This window comes from Methanomicrobium antiquum (assembly GCF_029633915.1).
In the GTDB taxonomy this organism is placed as follows: domain Archaea; phylum Halobacteriota; class Methanomicrobia; order Methanomicrobiales; family Methanomicrobiaceae; genus Methanomicrobium; species Methanomicrobium antiquum.
On the sequence record NZ_CP091092.1, the window covers coordinates 1,228,270 to 1,246,858 of the forward strand.

Here is an 18,589-nt window from a genome sequence, read left to right on the forward strand (position 1 = left end):
ACACCAGGTTTTGTATCCGTTTTCATAACCTTTTTTTTGACAACCGGTTTTATGCTACATGGATATAATCTGCAACAAGTTCTTCAATTGCTTCATTGTTGCCGTAGAGCTTCTCACTTAGACCTTTGTCATTGAATCCCTTTAACTTCCTGATTGTTGAATCAATCATGCCGGAAGGAAATATTCCATTCTTCTCAAAGTAGCTTCGCTTTTCTTCCAGCACATCTGCAGATTCAAAGCATGAAAGCGGGAGCTGTTTTAGCTGTAAAAGGCGCTCTTTATACTCCGGACTGAAGATGTTTCCGCTGACGTAAAGCTCCTCTGCTCTTTTAAGTCCGTCCTCCATGTTAATTCCATGAAGTGATGCAGTAATAAGACCTGCAACAAGGAGATAAATATCTGCAGAACCATCGCCGACACGGTATTCATAAGTCTGCTTTGAAGGCCTGTCTGCTGTTAATGACTTGTCGTTTGGATTTGCATCCTGTGTCATGTGATTGGCACCGGTCCATCCAAGAGGAACACGGACTACAACAGATCTGTTTCTGTCGCCCCAGCAGACATTTGTAGGTGCTTCCTGGTGCGGAACCAAACGAAGGTATGATGTCGGTACTGTGTTTCCAAACGCTGTCAGAGCATCGCCGAGATCTAAAACACCGGCAATCATTTTGCGTGCCATCGGACTTAATTTGTCATTTTCAACAAGAAGGTTTTTGCCGTCCTTTTCTGCCATCATATGGAAATGAAGACCTGAACCAGCCTTTCCAACTACAATCTTTGGAGCGAAACTTACTTCAACACCATATCTGTATCCAAGCATTCTTACTATCCACTTTGCAACAAGAAGCTGTTCTACTGCCTCTTCGGCAGGCATAGGGAGAAACTCAATCTCATGCTGTTCATAATATTTATTCTCCTGTGTAAAGCACCCGACCTCTGAGTGTCCGTACTTTATCTTTCCGCCGGCCTTTGCAATAAGAGTCATTGCCTCAACGCGAAGAGCCTCGTATTTAACAAAAGGCTCGGCTGAATGGTAGCCTTTCTGGTCAATTGCTGGATATGAGTCCTCTGCATCTCCGATTACGTAGTACTCAAGCTCTCCAAGTGTCTTGAAAACTGCACCGGTCTCCTTTGTAAATTCTGCGTCTGCCTTTTTCAAGACATATTCAGGTGAGCTTTCAAGAGGTTTTCCCTCGTTGTCATAATAAGAACAGAGAATTTCAAGAGTTGGCACTTCTGCAAAGGGATTTACAAAAGCTGTTCTGTAACGCGGAATCACATACAGATCACTGCTTCCTGCTTCAATAAATGAAAAAATATTGCTCCCGTCAACCCTTTCACCGTCAGAGAGGATTGTATCAAGATATTCCTTAGAAGAAATAATAAAATTCAAGGTTTTTAATTTTCCGTCATCCGCAACATAGCGGAAGTTTATCATTTCAATCTCTTTTGCTTCACAAAACCTGATTATGTCCTCTTTTGTAAAATCAGCAGGACTTTTTTTTATAAATTTCACCAGATCATTTGGATTCATCAAAATATCTGAACCAGTCATTATATCACCTATCTATTTTTTTATAATAAATGATAATTCTGTTTATTTTTCAAAAATAGCCAGATTAATAATTTATTTACTTCAATAGATGGAAATATCCTTCCCTCCTTATTCTATATATAATAGTTTAAGTATGAATCCTAAAAAACAAAACTGTAGATGTCAGGTGTAAAAAATACTTCTAAATATTAATTTTTAAATGATCAGAAATACTAAAAACAAGGATTCCTCCAAAAAGAGGTTTTCATTTTTATCAGTTTTTCCAAATCATTTTTTGAATGGTTAAAATGAAAAATTAAAAAATGATTGCTTTTTTATCTGATTCAAAAATTTCCGGTCAAATACAAGAACATTACTGCGAGATGTATTAACAAAAAGAGATAAACAAGCAGGAATTTTTTCTTATGTGTTTTGTGATGCGCTACCTTCATTGCAAAAAGTGCACCGAACGGACCGAAAAATGCAAAAATTAAAAGATTATTTTCTGAAATTCTCCACTTTCCTTTAACTGCTTTAATCTTATCAGCCGCAAACACCAGAAATGACACTAAATTAAAGGCAATATAAAATGCCGCTACAATGATAAATATGTCTATAATAACCAGCTCTTTAAATATCCTGGTTTAATTTAGGAATTACAGATATTTATCAAATCTGATTCTATAAGGATTATTACAATCATAAAATACAAATGATATAAATGAGTGAAAAGGGTACTAATAAAATAAAAGATTGCCTAATAAGTTCTAAATCTAAATTTTGTTAGAATTTTGTTAGTCTTCCTAAAATACTGCCAAAATAAAAGTTGGCTATAATTAAATAAAAAAACATGTTGTTTTTTAAGCAACAATCAATTTATCACTCTTTACGAAAAAGATAAATTGTTACTATAAATTAGGGAGGATAATTTTTTTGAAAACACCTTATCAGCATATTGCCGGATTTGTGTCAAAAAATCCCAAAATAATTACAGCAATTGTTCTAATCTGGTTTTTTATATCTCTTTACGGAATGACCCAGGTCACAATGAAAACCGGAGATGAAACATATATTGACAAAACAACCCCAAGAGGCATTTTACTAGATGATTATAAAGAACTTTTCAGTTCAGATTCAATAATGGTCATATTTGAATCAGATTCAATAACAAATCCTGATTTTCTTAATTTTATGAACAGAATCATGACTGACTTTTCAAATGAAAGAGGAGTTAGTAGTGTTTCAGGCATAGTAAATCTGATGAAATCTGCAAATAATGGAAAAATACCCGAATCAGTTGCCGAAATAAATGAAGTAAAATCTAAAATAGATTCAGATGTACTTGAAAGGTACCTGCCTTCCAATATGCTTACAATAGGTATAATTTCTCTTGAAACCGGGATTTCATCCTCAAACCAGGAAGCACTTTTAACAAACCTTGAAACAATAATAGAAATTTCAGACACACCTCCGGGAACATCTGTAACTCTCTCCGGAAATCCGGCATTCCAGAAACAGATGGGAGAGGAGATGGGAAAATCCACAGGAATTTTAATTTTTGCGGCAATGCTTCTAATGATTATAGCTGTCGGGATATTATTCGGACAGGTAAGTTATCGTTTTCTTCCTGTCGGTGTTGTGTTTGTAGGTCTAATAAACACCTTCGGAGTAATGGGGCTTTTTGGAATTCCAGTAAGTATGGTTGTCATAGCGGCTTTTCCTGTATTAATAGGAATTGGAATAGACTATGCAATCCAGCTTCATTCGCGTTATGATGACGAGGTTAATTCAACAAAAGATCCTGTAAAAGCGGCATATAATACAATAAAAAATTCAGGGCCTTCCGTTTTATATGCAATGATTGCAACCTCACTCGGATTTGTTGCTATGTATATTACTCCTATTCCCATGGTCTTTGACTTTGGAGTTACATGCATTATAGGCGTAATATCCTGTTACATCGCCGCTTTATTAATTGTCCCGACATTTGGAATTCTTATTGACTATAAAGCAAAACAAACATCTAAAAGTGGTATTTCCAAAAAGATGATGAAATATAACAACTTCATCGGAAACATATCATATAAAATTGCAAAAAAACCTGTTTTTATTCTTCTTATTTTAGGACTTGTGGCAATTGTCGGCGTCCAGCTTGATGATAAAGTGCCGATAAGTTACGATGAAGAAACTTTTGTTCCCCCGGATATGCCCGCCCTTGTTGACATGAAAAAAGTAACAAGGACAATGGGTTCAACTTCGACACTGACAGTTTATTTAAAAGGCGACAATCTTCTGACTCCCGATGTTTTAAAATGGATTGATGAATTTGGAGAATATGAAACCGAAAACAGAAACGAATTAACATCAGTTACAAGTGTTGCAACACTTCTAAAGCAGTATAATGGCGGCATAATTCCTGATACAAAAGGAAAAGTAAACGAAGTTTTAACAAAAATTCCTACATCCGGCCTTAATTCGTATTTGAATGGTCAGATGAACGGTGTTATTGAATTTGGAATGCTTGAACTGGAGGTTGATCCAACAAAATCCCTTGTTGAAAATGTAAACCGTGACCTTGAATGGAATTACCCCCCACCCGGAATTACAGCCACTCTGACAGGAAGTACTGAAATGGGCATAAACCTTGTTGATGAGATTGCAAACGGCAAACTTCTAATGACACTGCTTGGTTTTGGCCTGATTTTTATCTGGCTGATTTTTGTCTACCGAAGATTTTCAGCAATATCACCTCTTATTCCAATCATCATGATTGTTGGATGGAACGGCGCTATTATGTATATTCTCGGAATTGACTACACACCAATGACTGCAGTATTAGGCTCCATGACCATTGGTGTTGCATCAGAGTATACAATTCTTATAATGGAGCGCTACAATGAGGAAAGAAGGCGTGGCAGGGATAAATATGAAGCAATCAGAACAGGTGTTGAAAAGATTGGTGCGGCAATCACAGTGTCAGGTCTAACAACAGTATTTGGATTCTCGGCGCTCCTGCTTTCAACATTCAATATAATCAAAAATTTTGGAACAGTTACAGTAATTACTGTTGGATTTTCACTTATCGGAGCAATTGTTGTAATGCCTGCTGTTTTATCTGTCATGTCAAAATTTGAACAGAAAATTGAATGAACAGTGGAAGAAGAATAAAATTTAAATTTCATTTTTTTTGCTTTTTTTGCTTTTTTCGCCATTTTTGCCATGCAATCAAATCTGATTATAATGACATATATTGAAAAATCCATAAAAAATGTTCATAAACGTTTTTGTCTTAAAAAAGTGCAGAGAATATTTACTCAGGAACATTTTCATAACAGTTTTATAGAGTCTTTTATAATAATAAATCATTTATTTAATGAACCTGCAAATGCATTTTCATGTCAGATTTATTTTAGATGCAGTATAACAAATAATGAGTGATATTGTGCAGCCTTATGACAACAACTATGAAAGAAGGGGATTGAACCAGTCAAAAGTGCGGGTGGGGGGTCAGTTGTACTATCTCATCATGGACACAGAGAGCATGACATTAAAACAGGTTTCAGGACCTCAAAGCTCTCCATATGTTTATCCATATAACATAGTATCCGGCATATCTTTGGTCTCAAATGAATATTTTGAACCATGCCTTGAGATAACTATAAGCTATGAAACCATGGAAACCGCCGGCATGACTCTTGTTTTTGAGACAAGTGAAGAAAGAGACTCAGCTTTCTCTTCACTCAATCAGATGGTTTCAAACCCTGCATTCGTACCTCCGGTAACTCCGGAACAAAAAGATTATTCAGATAAAACATCACAAACAGGACACTTTACAGAAAATAATCTACATAATCATAATTTTGAAGATCAAAACATACAAAAACACGGTTATGACTCATATGAAACTGAAAAACCATATGTTTCAGGATATAATTCCGGATATGAATCAGTAGATGAATATAGGTCAGGAGATTATCCGACAGGTTATGAAAACTTTGAAAATTACACAGGATATGATAGATCTCAGGCAGGTTACGATGAATATGACCGAGGCAGACATCAATCCTATGAATCTGAAAAGAAATATGACTCATATGGAGGGGGTTTTACAAAATCATTTGATGAATACAAATATTCACAGAGTGATCTGACAATAATTGAAAAAATCACAGGATTTTTAAGATATCCTTCAGAAACATTTGAATCAGTATCATCTGAGGATTTAAAATCCGGAATTTTATATGCCGGTCTTATGCTTTGTTTGTTTTCAGTTGTAAGTGTTTTATTCTCTGCAATTATTGCATCAGCAATTGCGCCTGAAAGTACAATATATAATAATCTTTTATCTGATATTCCCGAACTGATAAGACTTATTCTTGAATATCTTATATTTGGAGTGTTCTGTGTTTTGATATACGGAATACTTGTATTTCTGCTTACAAAAATTACAGGTCAGGAGCTTTTCTTCACAGAATCGTTCATAACAACCCTGTATTCTGTAACTGCAATTGGAACAATCGGTCTTATTCCTCTGTTTGGAATATTCCTAGCACCACTATGGATGATATTTCTGCAGATAAAAGGGCTTTGCAGTGCCTATGACATAGAAGTTAAATTTGCGGCAGTATCCGCTGTCATACCTGCAGTAATAATGTTTGCAGTCTTTTATTATCTTATAATAAGTGGCGAGGTGGCATTTATATGAAATTTATCCATTACGAAAATAACAAAAATTTAAAAATTTCCAAAAAGACTTTTAACATATCTACTTTAATTCTCCTCCTGACAGCAGTATTCTTTATATCTCCGGCCGCGGCAGAACCTGCGTTTGAATGGGAGATATATATTATCAATACAGAAGACTGGGAAGATACAAACGAATATCTCGCATATGACGGAACTATCTACGAAGTCCATTTCTTTGACAAATCCTCTGATTCCAAAAGCTGGAGCTGGGAGTTTGGCGATGATGACTGGTGGGGCTCAACAGAAAAAAATCCTGTCCACATCTTTACAGAAGAAGAAGTTCTGGATGGGAATTACATGATTAAAGTTAAGCTTTCTATTGTTGACAGTTCAGGTTCCGGAGATACAGTTTCAAACACTTTATTTTTTGATCCTGATGATCCATGGACTCCAAGAAATACTATCTTTGAACTGACTCCAAAACCAACCAGTACACCAACACCCGTTCCAACAACTGTTGCACCAACTCCTGTACCAACAACTACTGCTCCGACAGCACAACCAACACAGAAAGCTTCTCAATCCCTTGAGATACCCGGAATTTCACAAGAGTTGAAAAAGCTTCAGGACACATATCAGGATTTAATAGTTGTTATAAAATCAATGTTTGGAATAAGTTAATCATGATTAAGATAATCCGGGCTGATTAAACAAAATCAGCTGATTATTTTTGTTTTAAATACGTCCATGAAATTATATTTCATGCTAACTGTTTCATGTAAGTTACGAAGTAACTTTCATGTAAATTATAATCAAAAAATAAACAATAATTAAAAAAAGTAACAAAATCAAAAAATCAGGAAAAATTTATTGTTTCACAAATATCTGCCAGAAAATCTCTATTTTTTATTGTGTTCATCTTTGGCACACATCTTTTTCTAATTTTTTTCTTGTCTTTTTTCTAATTGTAGTTTTATTTTTTATTACCTGTATTTGTTTACTAATAGCCTATAACATCAGTAATCCATCTATAACCTGCAATGTGTTATAACCTGCAATGTGTGCACCGGTCTATGAATAATGCGATTATTACACAAAGAGCGGAAACAAATAAAAAAGCAGGCATATAACCTGAAAACTGAACAATAAGTCCTGCGAAAAAAGGCAGAAATGTCATTCCTGCATACCCTGATGTGTTAAAAAGACCCATGACTGTTCCCTGTCTGTAATTAGAATCAGCAAGAAAATCCATCTGACTTACCATGATAAAACCGGCAATTGCACCAATGACTGCAAAGATAAACAATTTCACAATCTCTTCAGATAAAATAAGTGAATAGCTTAGAAATACAAAAAAAGCCATTAACAATGCGCCGGTCTTAATAGCCGGAACAGATTTTAAATTTAACTTAGGTGCAAGGAGTGAAGCGGCAATTGTTGCAACATTCATAGCTCCAATCTGAATGCTGAGAAGCATAGGCTCGCCATCTGTTAATTCAGGATACAGTGAAGTTACAACTCCTGTTGCACCAGTCAGGATTATAATCGATAAAAAGAGCCATTTAAAATCGATTAAAACCGCTTTTGGATCTCCTGTTTTTTCATGACCGGAGGTGAAATCAGGTGCTGAAGTCCTCATCCCAAATAAAAAAGGAAGAAAAGAGATAATTGTGAATAACAAAAGACCTCCGCCGGCACCCAGAAACTGATTTAGAAATCCGGACATTAAAAGACCCAGTACCAAACCGAGATTTAAAGATGCAAAAAAATATCCGGATAAAATTTTGTGGTTATACTGTTCATTTACCCATGACATCGCACATGAAACAAATAATCCTGCAGCAATTCCTTCAGCCAGTCTTGCAGAAATTATAAGGAAAGGATTTTGAAGCAGAACCATTGCAATTCCGGTTATTATCGTTAAGAAAAGCCCGGTTCTTATCAGCGGCATTTTTCCGATTCTGTCAGAAAGCATTCCTGCAGGAAGAACAGTTAAAAAAGCACCAAAAAAGTATGCAGAAAAAATAGCACCCTGAATAGCAGGCATTTCATCTGCAAAAGAAGGGAGAACAGGAACAACTGCATTAGAAAGCGCCATTACTACAAATACGCCTAAAAATACAGTTATTTTCATCTTCATATTCTGCTCAGCTACTCATTTTTAATACTTTTTTTAAACAGTATTTTTTTGTTTCAGAACTAATAATAATTCATCTGATTTTTTCCGGAGATTTCAGGTGAAATCTGTTTTTGTCCTGAAATTATTTCGCATAAATAATCGTAGGAAAATAATCAGAATTTATCATTAAATAATTCTGATAAAATTTGATGAAAGTCTTTCTCTAATTTTGACTCTCATAACTAATTATATTTAAAGTAAAGATTCAAACTTGAACCTTTTCTTACAACATACGATAGGTTTCTAAATTCTTTGGAGAATGTGTCTCAATTCTAAAGCGCTTGTATATCGAACTTGCAAGATCAATAGTGTTCTTTTCATCTCCATGAATTGTAAAAATTTTCTCAGGTCTCGGATTTAAATGATTTACATATGCCATAAGCTGACGTCTGTCAGAATGACCTGAAAATCCATCAACGGTTTCTATCTGAAGATTTAAAACAATAGTTTCACGTCTTCCCATTGGAACTTCTTTCCACCCCTTCTGTATTCTGCGCCCTATTGTGCCGTCAGCCTGATATCCGACAAATATAAGAGTGTTTTTCTCATATGGCGCAAGTGCATATAAATACTCCATTACAGGACCACCGTTTAGCATACCGCTTGTTGTAATGATAATACAGGGGTCACTTCCGATGACTTCCTCTCTGATTTTTGGAGAATCAACCTGTACGAAGCATTCAGAAAGGAACGGATTCATTCCCTCCTGGAAAATCTGTTTCCTTAAATCAGGGTTTAAATATTCAGGATATGTTGTATGAATCGCAGTCGCCTCTTTGATCATTCCGTCAAGGTAAACTTTTACCTTTGGAATCTTTTCAAGACGCATACCCTCTTCCAGTGCAAGCATAACCTCCTGCGATCTTCCAACAGCAAACGCAGGAATGATTATCTTTCCACCACGATTTATGGTTTCATTAACAATTTCATAAAGTCTTGACTCAGCATCATTCTTTGATGGCTGATTATCCTCAGAACCTCCATATGTACTCTCCATGAAAACTGCTTCAAGACGTGGAAACTGCGAAGTTGCAGGCCCAAAAAGCCTTGTTTTACCATAATTAAAGTCACCTGTAAATGCAATATTATACTGGCCGTCTCCTATATGGAAATGTGCAATAGCAGATCCCAGAATATGTCCGGCATTATGATAAGTAAGTTTAATGTCCGGCGCAATATCAGTTACACTGCCATAATTAAGAGTTATTGAACGCTTGATATATTCCTGAACTTCTTTTGAAGAGTACGGTACCTGGTTGACTTCATTTGCTACAACATCCAGATAATCCAGCTGAAGCATTACAGCAAGATCCCTGGTTGCCGGAGTGCTGTAAACAGGACCTTCAAATCCATATTTGTAAAGCATAGGAACAAGTGCACAGTGATCAAGGTGTGCGTGAGTTAAAACAACCGCATCAAGACTTTTCAGCGGGAAAATCTCAGGGACATAAAGATACGGAAATCCGTCTGAACTTCCGGGCTTATCGCCACAGTCGATTAATATTTTGCTTTCCGGAGTTGAAAGTAAAAATGCCGCTCTTCCAACTTCCCTGCAACACCCAAGTGTTGTTACACGAACCCATTTATCTTTACTTGTCAGGTCACGGTGAATTCTTCTCCCGATAGACCTTAAAAATGCTTTTCTCTCATCTTTCACAGCACGTAAAAACTGACGTGTCTGCTTTACAGTCGAACTTTCTATTGGCGGTGTTCTTACAACCTTTGGTGTCCATCCAATCTCTTTTGTTATATCACGCAGGGTTGTTCCGTTCTTTCCTATGACAACGCCTGGTTTTTCTGCCTCTATTAAGACCTCGCCTGTATCAGGATCAAAAAACATATCGGTTATCCCTGCGCCTTCCGAAACAACTGCTTTTATTTTAGTTGCCGCAATCTCAGGGTCTTCCAGGACATTAGGTCTGACTACTATTCTTTTGCGAAGATCTCTTGCAAGGACTTTTATTAAATCTGCTTCGTCTGCAAATTTCTTCGGGTCATCTGTATAGATTACAAGTTCCGGGCCTTCGAATTCAACTTCTGATACATTAATACCGGCCGGTACTTTAGCGTTAATCTTCTCTTTAAGCTCTTTGAGCCTGTCTTCAATCAACATAAAAAAACGTCCTAAAAAAGAAAAAAAGGGTAATATTGACTAATTAGTGATTCCTTTCTTACTGGACTCTTCATATTTGTCTTTAGTTATAACAACGATACTAATATCTTCACCTGATGCGGAATCTCTTCTCATCGCAGATGTGAGAGCTCTTGTGGCGAGATCGACTGCTTCTTTCTCATTAAATCCTTTTTTATAACGGTCTTCCAAAACTCCATATGCAAAAGGAGAGCCTGAACCTGTCGCAACAATATCATCTTCAGGTGAAGCACCTCCCATTGCATCTACAGAGAATATTGACGGGCCGTTTTTGTCAACGCCGCCGACAAGAAGTTGTACATAATAAGGCATCATTCGATGCTGATTTAGTACATTACTCAGGAGTGAAGCTGATGCTGTTACAGTCATCGGCTTTCCTCTTCTTATATGATAAAGACTGCATTCCACCTGCATCAGACGTGCAAGCTGTTGTGCATCACCTACACCTCCGGCTGTTGTCATGCCGATTCTTTCTGCTATCTGGTACACTTTTTTGGCTTTTTTGCTGGCAATCATATTGCCCATCGTAGCTCTTCTCTCGGTTGCCAAAACTACACCGTCATCGAAAACGAGCCCTACCGTAGTTGTTCCTTTTAATATATCGGAGCTCTGCTGCATAATAGTAATACTCCCAGAGTTTAATTTAAAATTTTAAAGAGTATAAAAACGCTTCAGATATACAGTTGCTATTATCTGCCTTAAATGTTTTTGTATATCCAAAGCAGACCATCATTGAATCTGACAAGTCTGATTATACTTTATTTCTCTATTTACCTGGAAAAATTTATATTGTCTGGATTTTTATCATTCCATTATGAATTTTTCATATTCATATGAATGAATCATCCAAATAATGTCATAATTTCTGATAATTTCAGCAATTTTAAGCTGAAATTTTGCTGTCAAGAAGAACTTTTATCAGTTCACGGTCAAAGAGCATTGAAACCATCTTCTTATCCCCATTGATTACCGGAAGCTGATCTACTCTTGAGCGCTTCATTTTGAGTGCACATTCACTTATCTCTGCATTTTGCGGTACTGCAACAACCTCTTTTACCATTGCATCCTTAACAAGTTTATCTGGAAGCTGGACTTTTGAAATTCCAAAAGAGATTGTGTGCATATCTCTGATACTCTCCCATGTCCAGTCATCGTCATCTGTACCATTTGAGAGATCGCTTACTTCAACACTGTCCTCTATCATTGCATGTTTTATTAAATCACGCTCAGATATGATTCCTGTAAGCATTGAGTCCTTATTAAGAATAGGTATTGCATCATATCCGGAGATTTCCATGATTCTTCCGACAAGCGGCAAAGGAGTATTTTCCCATAGCGCAAATGTTGGTTTTGTATATCCCATTTTAATCTCTGATTTAAACTTCATCTGCGCAATTGCGCCTACTAAATCGGCAATACTAATAATTCCAAGTAGTTTTCCTTTTTCAACAACAGGAAGCCTTCTGAACTTATTCTTATCCATTATCCGGGCAGCTTCAATAATAGATGCCTCCGGTCCGATTGTTACAGGGTTTGATGTCATTAAAAGACTAAGCTGCGTCTCATCAGCCTTTCTTAAGAGATCTTTTCGGGTTATGATTCCTACAAGTTCACCTTTATTTGTAACAGGTACACCACTTATACCGGTTCTTTTTAAAATTCTTAAAACATCATCCCTGTTTCCGGGTGTTTCAACAGAAACAACATCATCAACCATACAATCCCGGACGAGTCTTTCTTCTATGATCTCACCACCATTGTTGATACTTTGCTGTTTCTAATCACATATTCCGTGACACTGCCAAGAAACAGTTTGTCAACGTTGCTTTTTCCGGTTGAACCCATGACTATAAGATCAGCGTTTAATTCATCAGCAAGTTTGAGTATTTCTTCCCCCGCATGCCCTTTTTTGACATGTGAGACAAATTCGACATTGCTCTTTTTGGCAATATTCTCCCCCAATTCAAATGCATCTGTTCCGATAGCCTCAAATCTGCTGTATAAAAGCTCCATTGTGCTGTCAGTAGGAATGTCTTTGAACATACCTGTCTCAATTACATAAACTGCATTGACGACAGAATCTCTTATTTTTGACTCGTTGATGGCCGCCTCAAGCGCCTTCTCACTGGCTTTTGAGCCGTCCACTGCTACGAGGATGGTTTTAAACATAAATTACCTACCTCAAAATTGTGATTTATAAATTATTTTTTTATGTGCTTAAAATAGGTTCTCTCTATTAAGCCGGAATTCATCCTTTTTACGATTGTTTTTAGTGGAGAATGGCTGAAGCGCAGATTATATTCACCAGGTATTACTGAAAAAAAGGCCGCAACATTTCCTTTTTCTATAAAAAATGGATTTTTAAAGATTTCTGAACCAGATACCGACATTTTCATGATTTCTTTAGGATCTGTCCCATACAGATATGACAAAAATGACATCTCAGAAAACATATCCGGCTGGACAAACATCACGTTATCGGTCCCCAGTAAAACCATGCATCCCATCTCAAGCATTTTTCCAACAGGAGGATGTGCGGATGAAGATGATACGCCAAGTATGTGATTTGATCTTGGGCAAATCACAACAGGTATATTTTCATCAACACAGCGTTTTAGCTGTTTGTCTGTTGCATGCGTCATATGGACAAGCATGTCAGGCTTTAAGTCTATTGCCTGATCAACATCACTGTTGTTCTTCTCACCCGCATGGATGGCAACAAAACCTCCTTTCTTTTTTGTTTCAGATGCCTCTGTGATTACATGTGTTCCTTCTTTAGTACTTGAAATTCCAATACCGTCAGATATTTCCTCTCCCCCGTTGCGCCCAAGTATTATGCCAAATATTTCTTTTTTGTCCATCGCTTTTTTTATTGTCAGAACACCTTCTTTTCCACCTTCGCGAAAATCACAGAATCCAAATATAGCAGAATTTAGCATATAGTCCATACTGGATGATACAGCATCTTTTAGCACTTCTTTGTCAGTTTCTCTTAGAATTTTGTGTTTTAACCCGTTCGGAGGCGCCACAAGCTCAGATAAACTGCCCTTTGCCTCTGCATCCATAGCCACAGTATCAGCAAGATGTGTATGTGAATTAAAAAATCCTGGAAATATCCATCTTTCAGGAACTTTTTTTTTCTCTTCGATTTCAGCAATAATTCCTTCTTCAACAACAATTTCAACACAGCATTCCTCAAAATCACATCCGACATAAGCCCTGCCCGATATTGTATAATCTCCTGTTATATCTGATTTATTCTGCATAGTTACAGTTTTCCCTCTCAGCTTTTCTTATAGGCTCAGCCTTTATTTTATATATTCTAAAAGCAGATATAATAAGCATGGCAGGTAAGAAGAACAGTGGAAGACTGGTTTCATCTGCAGGTCTTGTCACATATTATGATAGTGAAGACAAGCGTGCAGTTCATATTTCACCAAAAACAGTGCTGGTTTTTGCAGGCGTAGTTGGAATAATTGTTGTTGTATTGAATCATTTATTCTAAAAATAAGACATAATACAGACTTTTTTGTCCGGAATAAACGGACAGTTTTATTTTCTAAAATTTTTTGCAGTTTTTTTGTTTTTTTTGCTTTTTAGTGTATTTTTCCAATAGTATTCTTGTATTACATTTTTCTATTCTTATTTAGAATTCTAAGAAAAAAATAAATTGCTTATTTTTTCTTCAGTGCTTTTATAGTAATATCCTCATCGGATGTGAAGAACAGGCTGTCATGTCCCTCCCATTTGGGTGCATTTCGAAATACAACTGCAGGGACACCATTATTGCTCTCTCCCATGATAAAATTGGAAAATGCGGCAAACTCATCAACGACCGCTTCTTCTGTAATTTCCAACACACGCCCAAATAGATCAGTGTCTCCCCTGAAATCACGTATTGCAGGCATTCCGGCCCATCCAAGCGCAACACCGGTCTGCCCCCGTCTAAAGGCTCTTCCACAGGTGTCGGTAATAATTACCCTTACATCCTTTCCTGTAATCTCTTTTATCTCGCATCTTATTTCTTCAGCAGATATCATAGGCTCAGGTGGCAGACGTATGATAAATCCCCTTTCAATATTGCTGTTGTCAACGCCGGCACGCACACCTACATGTCCGCATTTTAATTTTGAAAGAACAAAAGGATATTCTAAGATTAAATCTTCGGTTTCATCCAGAACTGCCTGAATAAAGCGCGTATCTTCTTTACATTGCCCGGCTATCTCTTTTGCCTTCTCTGTCGGCGTTATTGAGTCTATAACTCTTGTGAAACCTTTTGTTTTGGAGTAGACAGAAGATGCAATGCATAAAATATCCCCGTCTTTTAGCTCAATTTTATCACAAATCTCTTTTGAAATACTGTCTCCTTCATGAAAGATAGGAAGACCTGAAACCGGAAGAACTTCAATACTCATAAAAAGAATATAGGATTTTGCATGTTAAAAGCATCTCTTTTTTTATATTTTTATATCTGTTTTAGAAATATTTTTTATTTCTTTTTTAGAAGAATTTTTTTTTAAGAATTGTTAGAACAGAGGTGAAATCAGAACAACAATTCCAAAATTACTTTTTAAGATAATAAAAAAGAGGAAAAAAAGAAAGAGAATAAAAAAATACTGAAAAAGAACGCTTTTTAATATCCTAAATTTTAAGTTTTGAAGATGATGTTTTAATTGAGATTTTAGAGAGATCTGAGGTTTGGATTAATAATCCATACTCAATTTTACGTTAAAAGCTCATTTTTTTTCAATTATCTCTTTTCACTCTTCTATTAACCATCAATTAATCTTCAATTAACTCATCAATTAATCTTCAATTTCTTTTACAATAAATGAAAAACATTTCTCAATGGCTTTGGATGCCGGGCAGTCATAATCTGTTATCGGCTTTAAATTTCTAACAGAGTCATATACTGTTTCATCATATGGAATCTTACCTGCAACAGGAATCTGATTTTCTAAGCAGTAATCCTCAATCTCTTTTGTAATATCGGGGCTTATATCAAACCGGTTTATAACAACAAATATTTTTGCACCGAAATTCTCAATAACAACCCTTGCCCTTTTTAGATCATGAAGAGAAGAAAGACCAGGTTCTGCAACAATCACAGCATAATCAACACCGCTGACTGTTGCAATAAACGGACATCCAATACCGGGCGGACCGTCAATCAGGATTAAATCTGCATCGGAAGATATCTTTTCTGCTTCACACTTTACTTCTTTTACCAAAAGCCCGCTTGCACCACAACCGGGAAGAAGGTCTGCATGGACTATTCTTAAAGAACCGGCATTTGAAATTTTTAAATCACCGGTTTTAATCCTCTCTACAGTTATTGCGTCAGCCGGACATACAATTGTGCAGACTGCACAACCTTCACATGCAATTCTGTTGACCTCAAAAACTTCGGATTCTTCATTGTATGATATTGCATCAAATCTGCAGTATTCTTCACAATTTCCACATAAAATACATAAATCAGGATTAATCTCAGCAATATCAGATCCTAAGAAATCTTTCTCCATCTCAATTTTTGTATCAAACAAAAGACAGAGATTGGCCGCGTCAACATCGCAATCAACAAGAGTGAAAGGCCTGGTAATCAAAGATGCAAATCCTGCTGTAAAAGTAGTTTTTCCGGTTCCGCCTTTTCCGCTTACAACAGCAAGTGTTTTCATAAGACCTCACCTGCAGATTCCTGAATTTTTTCATAAAGACTTAAAAATTTTTCACTCCATTCAGGTATTTCTTTTGAAAAAAGACCGCCCCTGTTTTGGATAACAGCAATTTTTAAATCGTTTGGAATTTTCATCAAAATTTCAAGACCGTTTTCTAAACAGAATTTTTCTGTTTCAGTGTCATTGCCATAACTTCTGTTTATTACAACTGCCATAGGAACTTTTGCTGTCTTTCCTGTTTCATACGCGGCTTTTAAGTCATGAAGACCAAAAGGCGTTGACTCAGTTACTAAAAGACAAAAATCACTATCAGAAATTGTTTCAATAAAAGGACATGCAGAACCGGGAGGTGAATCAAATATTACTGCATCGTACTTGTAAGAGTCTTCTTTCGATGCCTTAATAATTTCATTTCCGGTAGGCTGTCCGGGAATAAGTCTCCCCTGTGTTAAGACAAGGTTTTCAGAAATATTCATTGAAATAATATTTCCAATGACAATATCCTCTTCAGATATGGCATCTTCAGGACACACCAGCTTACAGCCCCCACAGGAATGACACAAATCATTTGAAATCAAAACTTTTTCTTTGATTATATTAATTGCACCAAACCGACAGAATTCTGCACATTTACCGCATAAAATACACTTTTCATCATCCACAACAGGCTTTTTTAAAAAAACATCTTTTGAATTTTCTTTGCCTGAAAAAAAGATGTGAAGATTTGGCTCTTCAACATCACAGTCAATAAGAATTGTGTTAAATTTTTCAGAAACTGCTAATGCCAGATTAGCCGCAACAGTGGTTTTTCCTGTTCCACCCTTGCCGCTTGCAACAGCTATTTTCATTTTAAAATCCCACACAGTTTTCAGGCTGAATTTTCGGATTCAAACTCAGATGCTGCTACTTTTACTGATTTATCAGTTCCTGTTTTTATAATTCTTATTTTTGCCGCGTCAATTACATTTTTTGCATTGTCGCCAATCATTCCGGTGATTAAAACTTCAGCCTGACTGTCTATTACCATCTGAGCGGTTTTTGGGCCGACTCCACCGGGAAGATTCATATTTTTGTTTTCTAAGAAAGTAAACTCCTCAGATACGGTATCATAAACTGCAAGATATGGTGCCCTGCCAAAATTTTTTTCAACTAAACTTTCTGTGTTGTTTCCTGTGGAAGTAATACATATTTTCAAAAAAATCACCTTTTTTAATTGTTTATTATTGCTAATACTGTCAAGGCTAAATATTTAATGAATGTAACAATAATAGACTGATTTTATGGAATACAAATATTTATTTGGACCTGTTCCTTCAAGAAGACTTGGAATATCGCTTGGAATTGACCTTGTTCCTCCAAAAACATGCTCATATAACTGCATTTATTGTGAATGCGGAAAAACAACCAATCTTACGATAACAAGAAAAGAATATTTTCCAACTGATAATATAATAGAAGAGTTAGACGATGCACTAGAAAAACATCCACACCTCGACTATATCACATATTCCGGCTCAGGAGAACCAACACTCCATACAGGTATAAAAGAGATTACAAAATTTCTGAAAAAAAAATATCCGGAGTACAAAATTGCACTTTTAACAAACGGAAGTATGTTTTGGGATGAAAATGTCCGAAAAGAATGTCTTGGAATTGATCTTGTAATACCTTCTCTTGACAGTTCAGTGGATGAAACGTTTAAAAAAATAGATCGTCCGCATAGAGAGTTAAAAATTGATAAGGTAAATAATGGAATTATAAAATTCAGTCAGGAATTTTCAGGAACAATATGGCTGGAAATATTTATAGTCCCCGGAATTAATGATACAATCTCTGAAATTGAGAAGATGAATGAAGTTATTAAAAAAATAAAACCTGAAAAAGTTCAGCTAAACACTCTTGACAGGCCCGGCGTTGTTTCATGGATTAAGCCTGCAAGCGATGATTCCTTAAAGCATATATCCTCACTTATAACTCATAAAAACGTTGAAATAGCAAAAAAACCGGCAGAGAGACTCTCAAGCGAAGCATTCTATGGTGATGTTTCAGAACTTATCTTAAATACAATAAAAAGACGTCCCTGCACTCTTGAAGATATTTCAGAAATTACCGCTCTTCACATAAATGAAATAAATAAATATCTGGGCGTTCTTGTAGAAAAAGGTCTGATCTCAGAATCATCGGGTAAGCGGGGAGTTTTTTACTCAGCAAAAGAAAAATAAAACCCAGAATAATAAAATATATATATAATATTTTGACGCTTTTAATTACATAAAATACATTCAGAACAGGAATAAGCGATTAATTATAATTAATTGATATATCATCAATTAAAATAGAAATTTTTAAAAGTCAACTTT

General features: G+C 36.1%; 17 protein-coding genes. 5 read left to right on the forward strand and 12 right to left on the reverse strand.

The annotated features are described in order from the left end of the window. Positions 1-49: 49 nt before the first annotated feature. Together L1994_RS06115 and L1994_RS06120 are read right to left on the reverse strand one after the other, a co-directional pair. Positions 50-1,555, reverse strand: coding sequence for a glutamine synthetase family protein (locus tag L1994_RS06115; protein WP_278098579.1), 1,506 nt, complete (start codon positions 1,553-1,555; stop codon positions 50-52). 323 nt (positions 1,556-1,878) lie between these two features. Further along, positions 1,879-2,103, reverse strand: coding sequence for a DUF1294 domain-containing protein (locus L1994_RS06120; RefSeq protein ID WP_278098580.1), 225 nt, complete (start codon positions 2,101-2,103; stop codon positions 1,879-1,881). Between the two features lie 364 nt (positions 2,104-2,467). On the opposite strand from L1994_RS06120, the gene L1994_RS06125 reads away from it, so the two are divergent. The 3 genes from L1994_RS06125 (at position 2,468) to L1994_RS06135 (ending at position 6,901) form a co-directional block, all read left to right on the forward strand. Beyond that, the gene (locus tag L1994_RS06125) at positions 2,468-4,684 is read left to right on the forward strand and encodes an efflux RND transporter permease subunit (protein ID WP_278098581.1); all 2,217 of its coding nucleotides are present in this window, start codon (positions 2,468-2,470) and stop codon (positions 4,682-4,684) included. Positions 4,685-4,964: 280 nt separating this feature from the next. Then, on the forward strand, positions 4,965-6,239 hold the full coding sequence (locus tag L1994_RS06130) for a YIP1 family protein (RefSeq protein WP_278098582.1): 1,275 nt from the start codon (positions 4,965-4,967) through the stop codon (positions 6,237-6,239). Then, positions 6,236-6,901: a PKD domain-containing protein gene (locus tag L1994_RS06135; protein ID WP_278098583.1), complete on the forward strand. Its 666-nt coding sequence runs from the start codon at positions 6,236-6,238 to the stop codon at positions 6,899-6,901. Before L1994_RS06130 ends, L1994_RS06135 begins: the two co-directional genes overlap by 4 nt. A 364-nt stretch (positions 6,902-7,265) precedes the next feature. Here L1994_RS06135 and L1994_RS06140 read toward each other — a convergent pair whose 3' ends face one another. The 6 genes from L1994_RS06140 to L1994_RS06165 all read right to left on the reverse strand — a co-directional run bounded on the left by L1994_RS06140 (position 7,266) and on the right by L1994_RS06165 (position 13,817). Continuing rightward, positions 7,266-8,360 carry an MFS transporter gene (locus L1994_RS06140; protein WP_278098584.1) on the reverse strand — a complete coding sequence of 365 codons (1,095 nt, stop codon included), beginning with the start codon at positions 8,358-8,360 and terminating at the stop codon, positions 7,266-7,268. 262 nt (positions 8,361-8,622) lie between these two features. Next, positions 8,623-10,512: a beta-CASP ribonuclease aCPSF1 gene (locus L1994_RS06145; protein WP_278098585.1), complete on the reverse strand. Its 1,890-nt coding sequence runs from the start codon at positions 10,510-10,512 to the stop codon at positions 8,623-8,625. 39 nt (positions 10,513-10,551) lie between these two features. Next, a complete protein-coding gene (psmB, locus tag L1994_RS06150) occupies positions 10,552-11,169 on the reverse strand; it encodes an archaeal proteasome endopeptidase complex subunit beta (protein ID WP_422656643.1) in 618 nt (205 codons plus the stop codon). Positions 11,170-11,434: 265 nt separating this feature from the next. Next, positions 11,435-12,268 carry a CBS domain-containing protein gene (locus tag L1994_RS06155; RefSeq protein ID WP_278098586.1) on the reverse strand — a complete coding sequence of 278 codons (834 nt, stop codon included), beginning with the start codon at positions 12,266-12,268 and terminating at the stop codon, positions 11,435-11,437. 23 nt (positions 12,269-12,291) lie between these two features. Then, positions 12,292-12,720, reverse strand: a complete 429-nt coding sequence (locus L1994_RS06160; protein WP_278098587.1) for a universal stress protein — start codon at positions 12,718-12,720, stop codon at positions 12,292-12,294. Between the two features lie 32 nt (positions 12,721-12,752). Then, the gene (locus L1994_RS06165) at positions 12,753-13,817 is read right to left on the reverse strand and encodes an amidohydrolase family protein (RefSeq protein ID WP_278098588.1); all 1,065 of its coding nucleotides are present in this window, start codon (positions 13,815-13,817) and stop codon (positions 12,753-12,755) included. 77 nt (positions 13,818-13,894) lie between these two features. On the opposite strand from L1994_RS06165, the gene L1994_RS06170 reads away from it, so the two are divergent. Continuing rightward, on the forward strand, positions 13,895-14,056 hold the full coding sequence (locus L1994_RS06170) for a preprotein translocase subunit Sec61beta (protein ID WP_278098589.1): 162 nt from the start codon (positions 13,895-13,897) through the stop codon (positions 14,054-14,056). A 169-nt stretch (positions 14,057-14,225) separates the two neighbouring features. On the opposite strand, the gene L1994_RS06175 is transcribed toward L1994_RS06170, so the two are convergent. From L1994_RS06175 to L1994_RS06190, 4 genes are all read right to left on the reverse strand, one after another. Next, the gene (locus L1994_RS06175; RefSeq protein WP_278098590.1) at positions 14,226-14,966 is read right to left on the reverse strand and encodes a coenzyme F420-0:L-glutamate ligase; all 741 of its coding nucleotides are present in this window, start codon (positions 14,964-14,966) and stop codon (positions 14,226-14,228) included. Positions 14,967-15,356: 390 nt separating this feature from the next. Next, a complete protein-coding gene (locus L1994_RS06180; protein ID WP_278098591.1) occupies positions 15,357-16,229 on the reverse strand; it encodes an ATP-binding protein in 873 nt (290 codons plus the stop codon). Continuing rightward, positions 16,226-17,077 carry an ATP-binding protein gene (locus tag L1994_RS06185; protein ID WP_278098592.1) on the reverse strand — a complete coding sequence of 284 codons (852 nt, stop codon included), beginning with the start codon at positions 17,075-17,077 and terminating at the stop codon, positions 16,226-16,228. Before L1994_RS06185 ends, L1994_RS06180 begins: the two co-directional genes overlap by 4 nt. Before the next feature lie 20 nt (positions 17,078-17,097). Continuing rightward, the gene (locus tag L1994_RS06190; RefSeq protein ID WP_278098593.1) at positions 17,098-17,424 is read right to left on the reverse strand and encodes a NifB/NifX family molybdenum-iron cluster-binding protein; all 327 of its coding nucleotides are present in this window, start codon (positions 17,422-17,424) and stop codon (positions 17,098-17,100) included. An 85-nt stretch (positions 17,425-17,509) separates the two neighbouring features. On the opposite strand from L1994_RS06190, the gene L1994_RS06195 reads away from it, so the two are divergent. Beyond that, on the forward strand, positions 17,510-18,451 hold the full coding sequence (locus L1994_RS06195; RefSeq protein WP_278098594.1) for a radical SAM protein: 942 nt from the start codon (positions 17,510-17,512) through the stop codon (positions 18,449-18,451). Positions 18,452-18,589 lie beyond the last annotated feature (138 nt).

Coding starts and splice junctions, on each gene's coding strand:
- L1994_RS06180 (WP_278098591.1), bottom strand. CDS start 16,229: ATGAAAACACTTGCTGTTGTAAGCGGAAAAGGCGGAACCGGAAAAACT.
- L1994_RS06170 (WP_278098589.1), top strand. CDS start 13,895: ATGGCAGGTAAGAAGAACAGTGGAAGACTGGTTTCATCTGCAGGTCTT.
- L1994_RS06185 (WP_278098592.1), bottom strand. CDS start 17,077: ATGAAAATAGCTGTTGCAAGCGGCAAGGGTGGAACAGGAAAAACCACT.
- L1994_RS06140 (WP_278098584.1), bottom strand. CDS start 8,360: ATGAAGATGAAAATAACTGTATTTTTAGGCGTATTTGTAGTAATGGCG.
- L1994_RS06155 (WP_278098586.1), bottom strand. CDS start 12,268: ATGGTTGATGATGTTGTTTCTGTTGAAACACCCGGAAACAGGGATGAT.
- L1994_RS06115 (WP_278098579.1), bottom strand. CDS start 1,555: ATGACTGGTTCAGATATTTTGATGAATCCAAATGATCTGGTGAAATTT.
- L1994_RS06165 (WP_278098588.1), bottom strand. CDS start 13,817: ATGCAGAATAAATCAGATATAACAGGAGATTATACAATATCGGGCAGG.
- L1994_RS06175 (WP_278098590.1), bottom strand. CDS start 14,966: ATGAGTATTGAAGTTCTTCCGGTTTCAGGTCTTCCTATCTTTCATGAA.
- L1994_RS06135 (WP_278098583.1), top strand. CDS start 6,236: ATGAAATTTATCCATTACGAAAATAACAAAAATTTAAAAATTTCCAAA.
- L1994_RS06195 (WP_278098594.1), top strand. CDS start 17,510: ATGGAATACAAATATTTATTTGGACCTGTTCCTTCAAGAAGACTTGGA.
- L1994_RS06160 (WP_278098587.1), bottom strand. CDS start 12,720: ATGTTTAAAACCATCCTCGTAGCAGTGGACGGCTCAAAAGCCAGTGAG.
- L1994_RS06130 (WP_278098582.1), top strand. CDS start 4,965: ATGAGTGATATTGTGCAGCCTTATGACAACAACTATGAAAGAAGGGGA.
- L1994_RS06145 (WP_278098585.1), bottom strand. CDS start 10,512: ATGTTGATTGAAGACAGGCTCAAAGAGCTTAAAGAGAAGATTAACGCT.
- psmB (WP_422656643.1), bottom strand. CDS start 11,169: ATGCAGCAGAGCTCCGATATATTAAAAGGAACAACTACGGTAGGGCTC.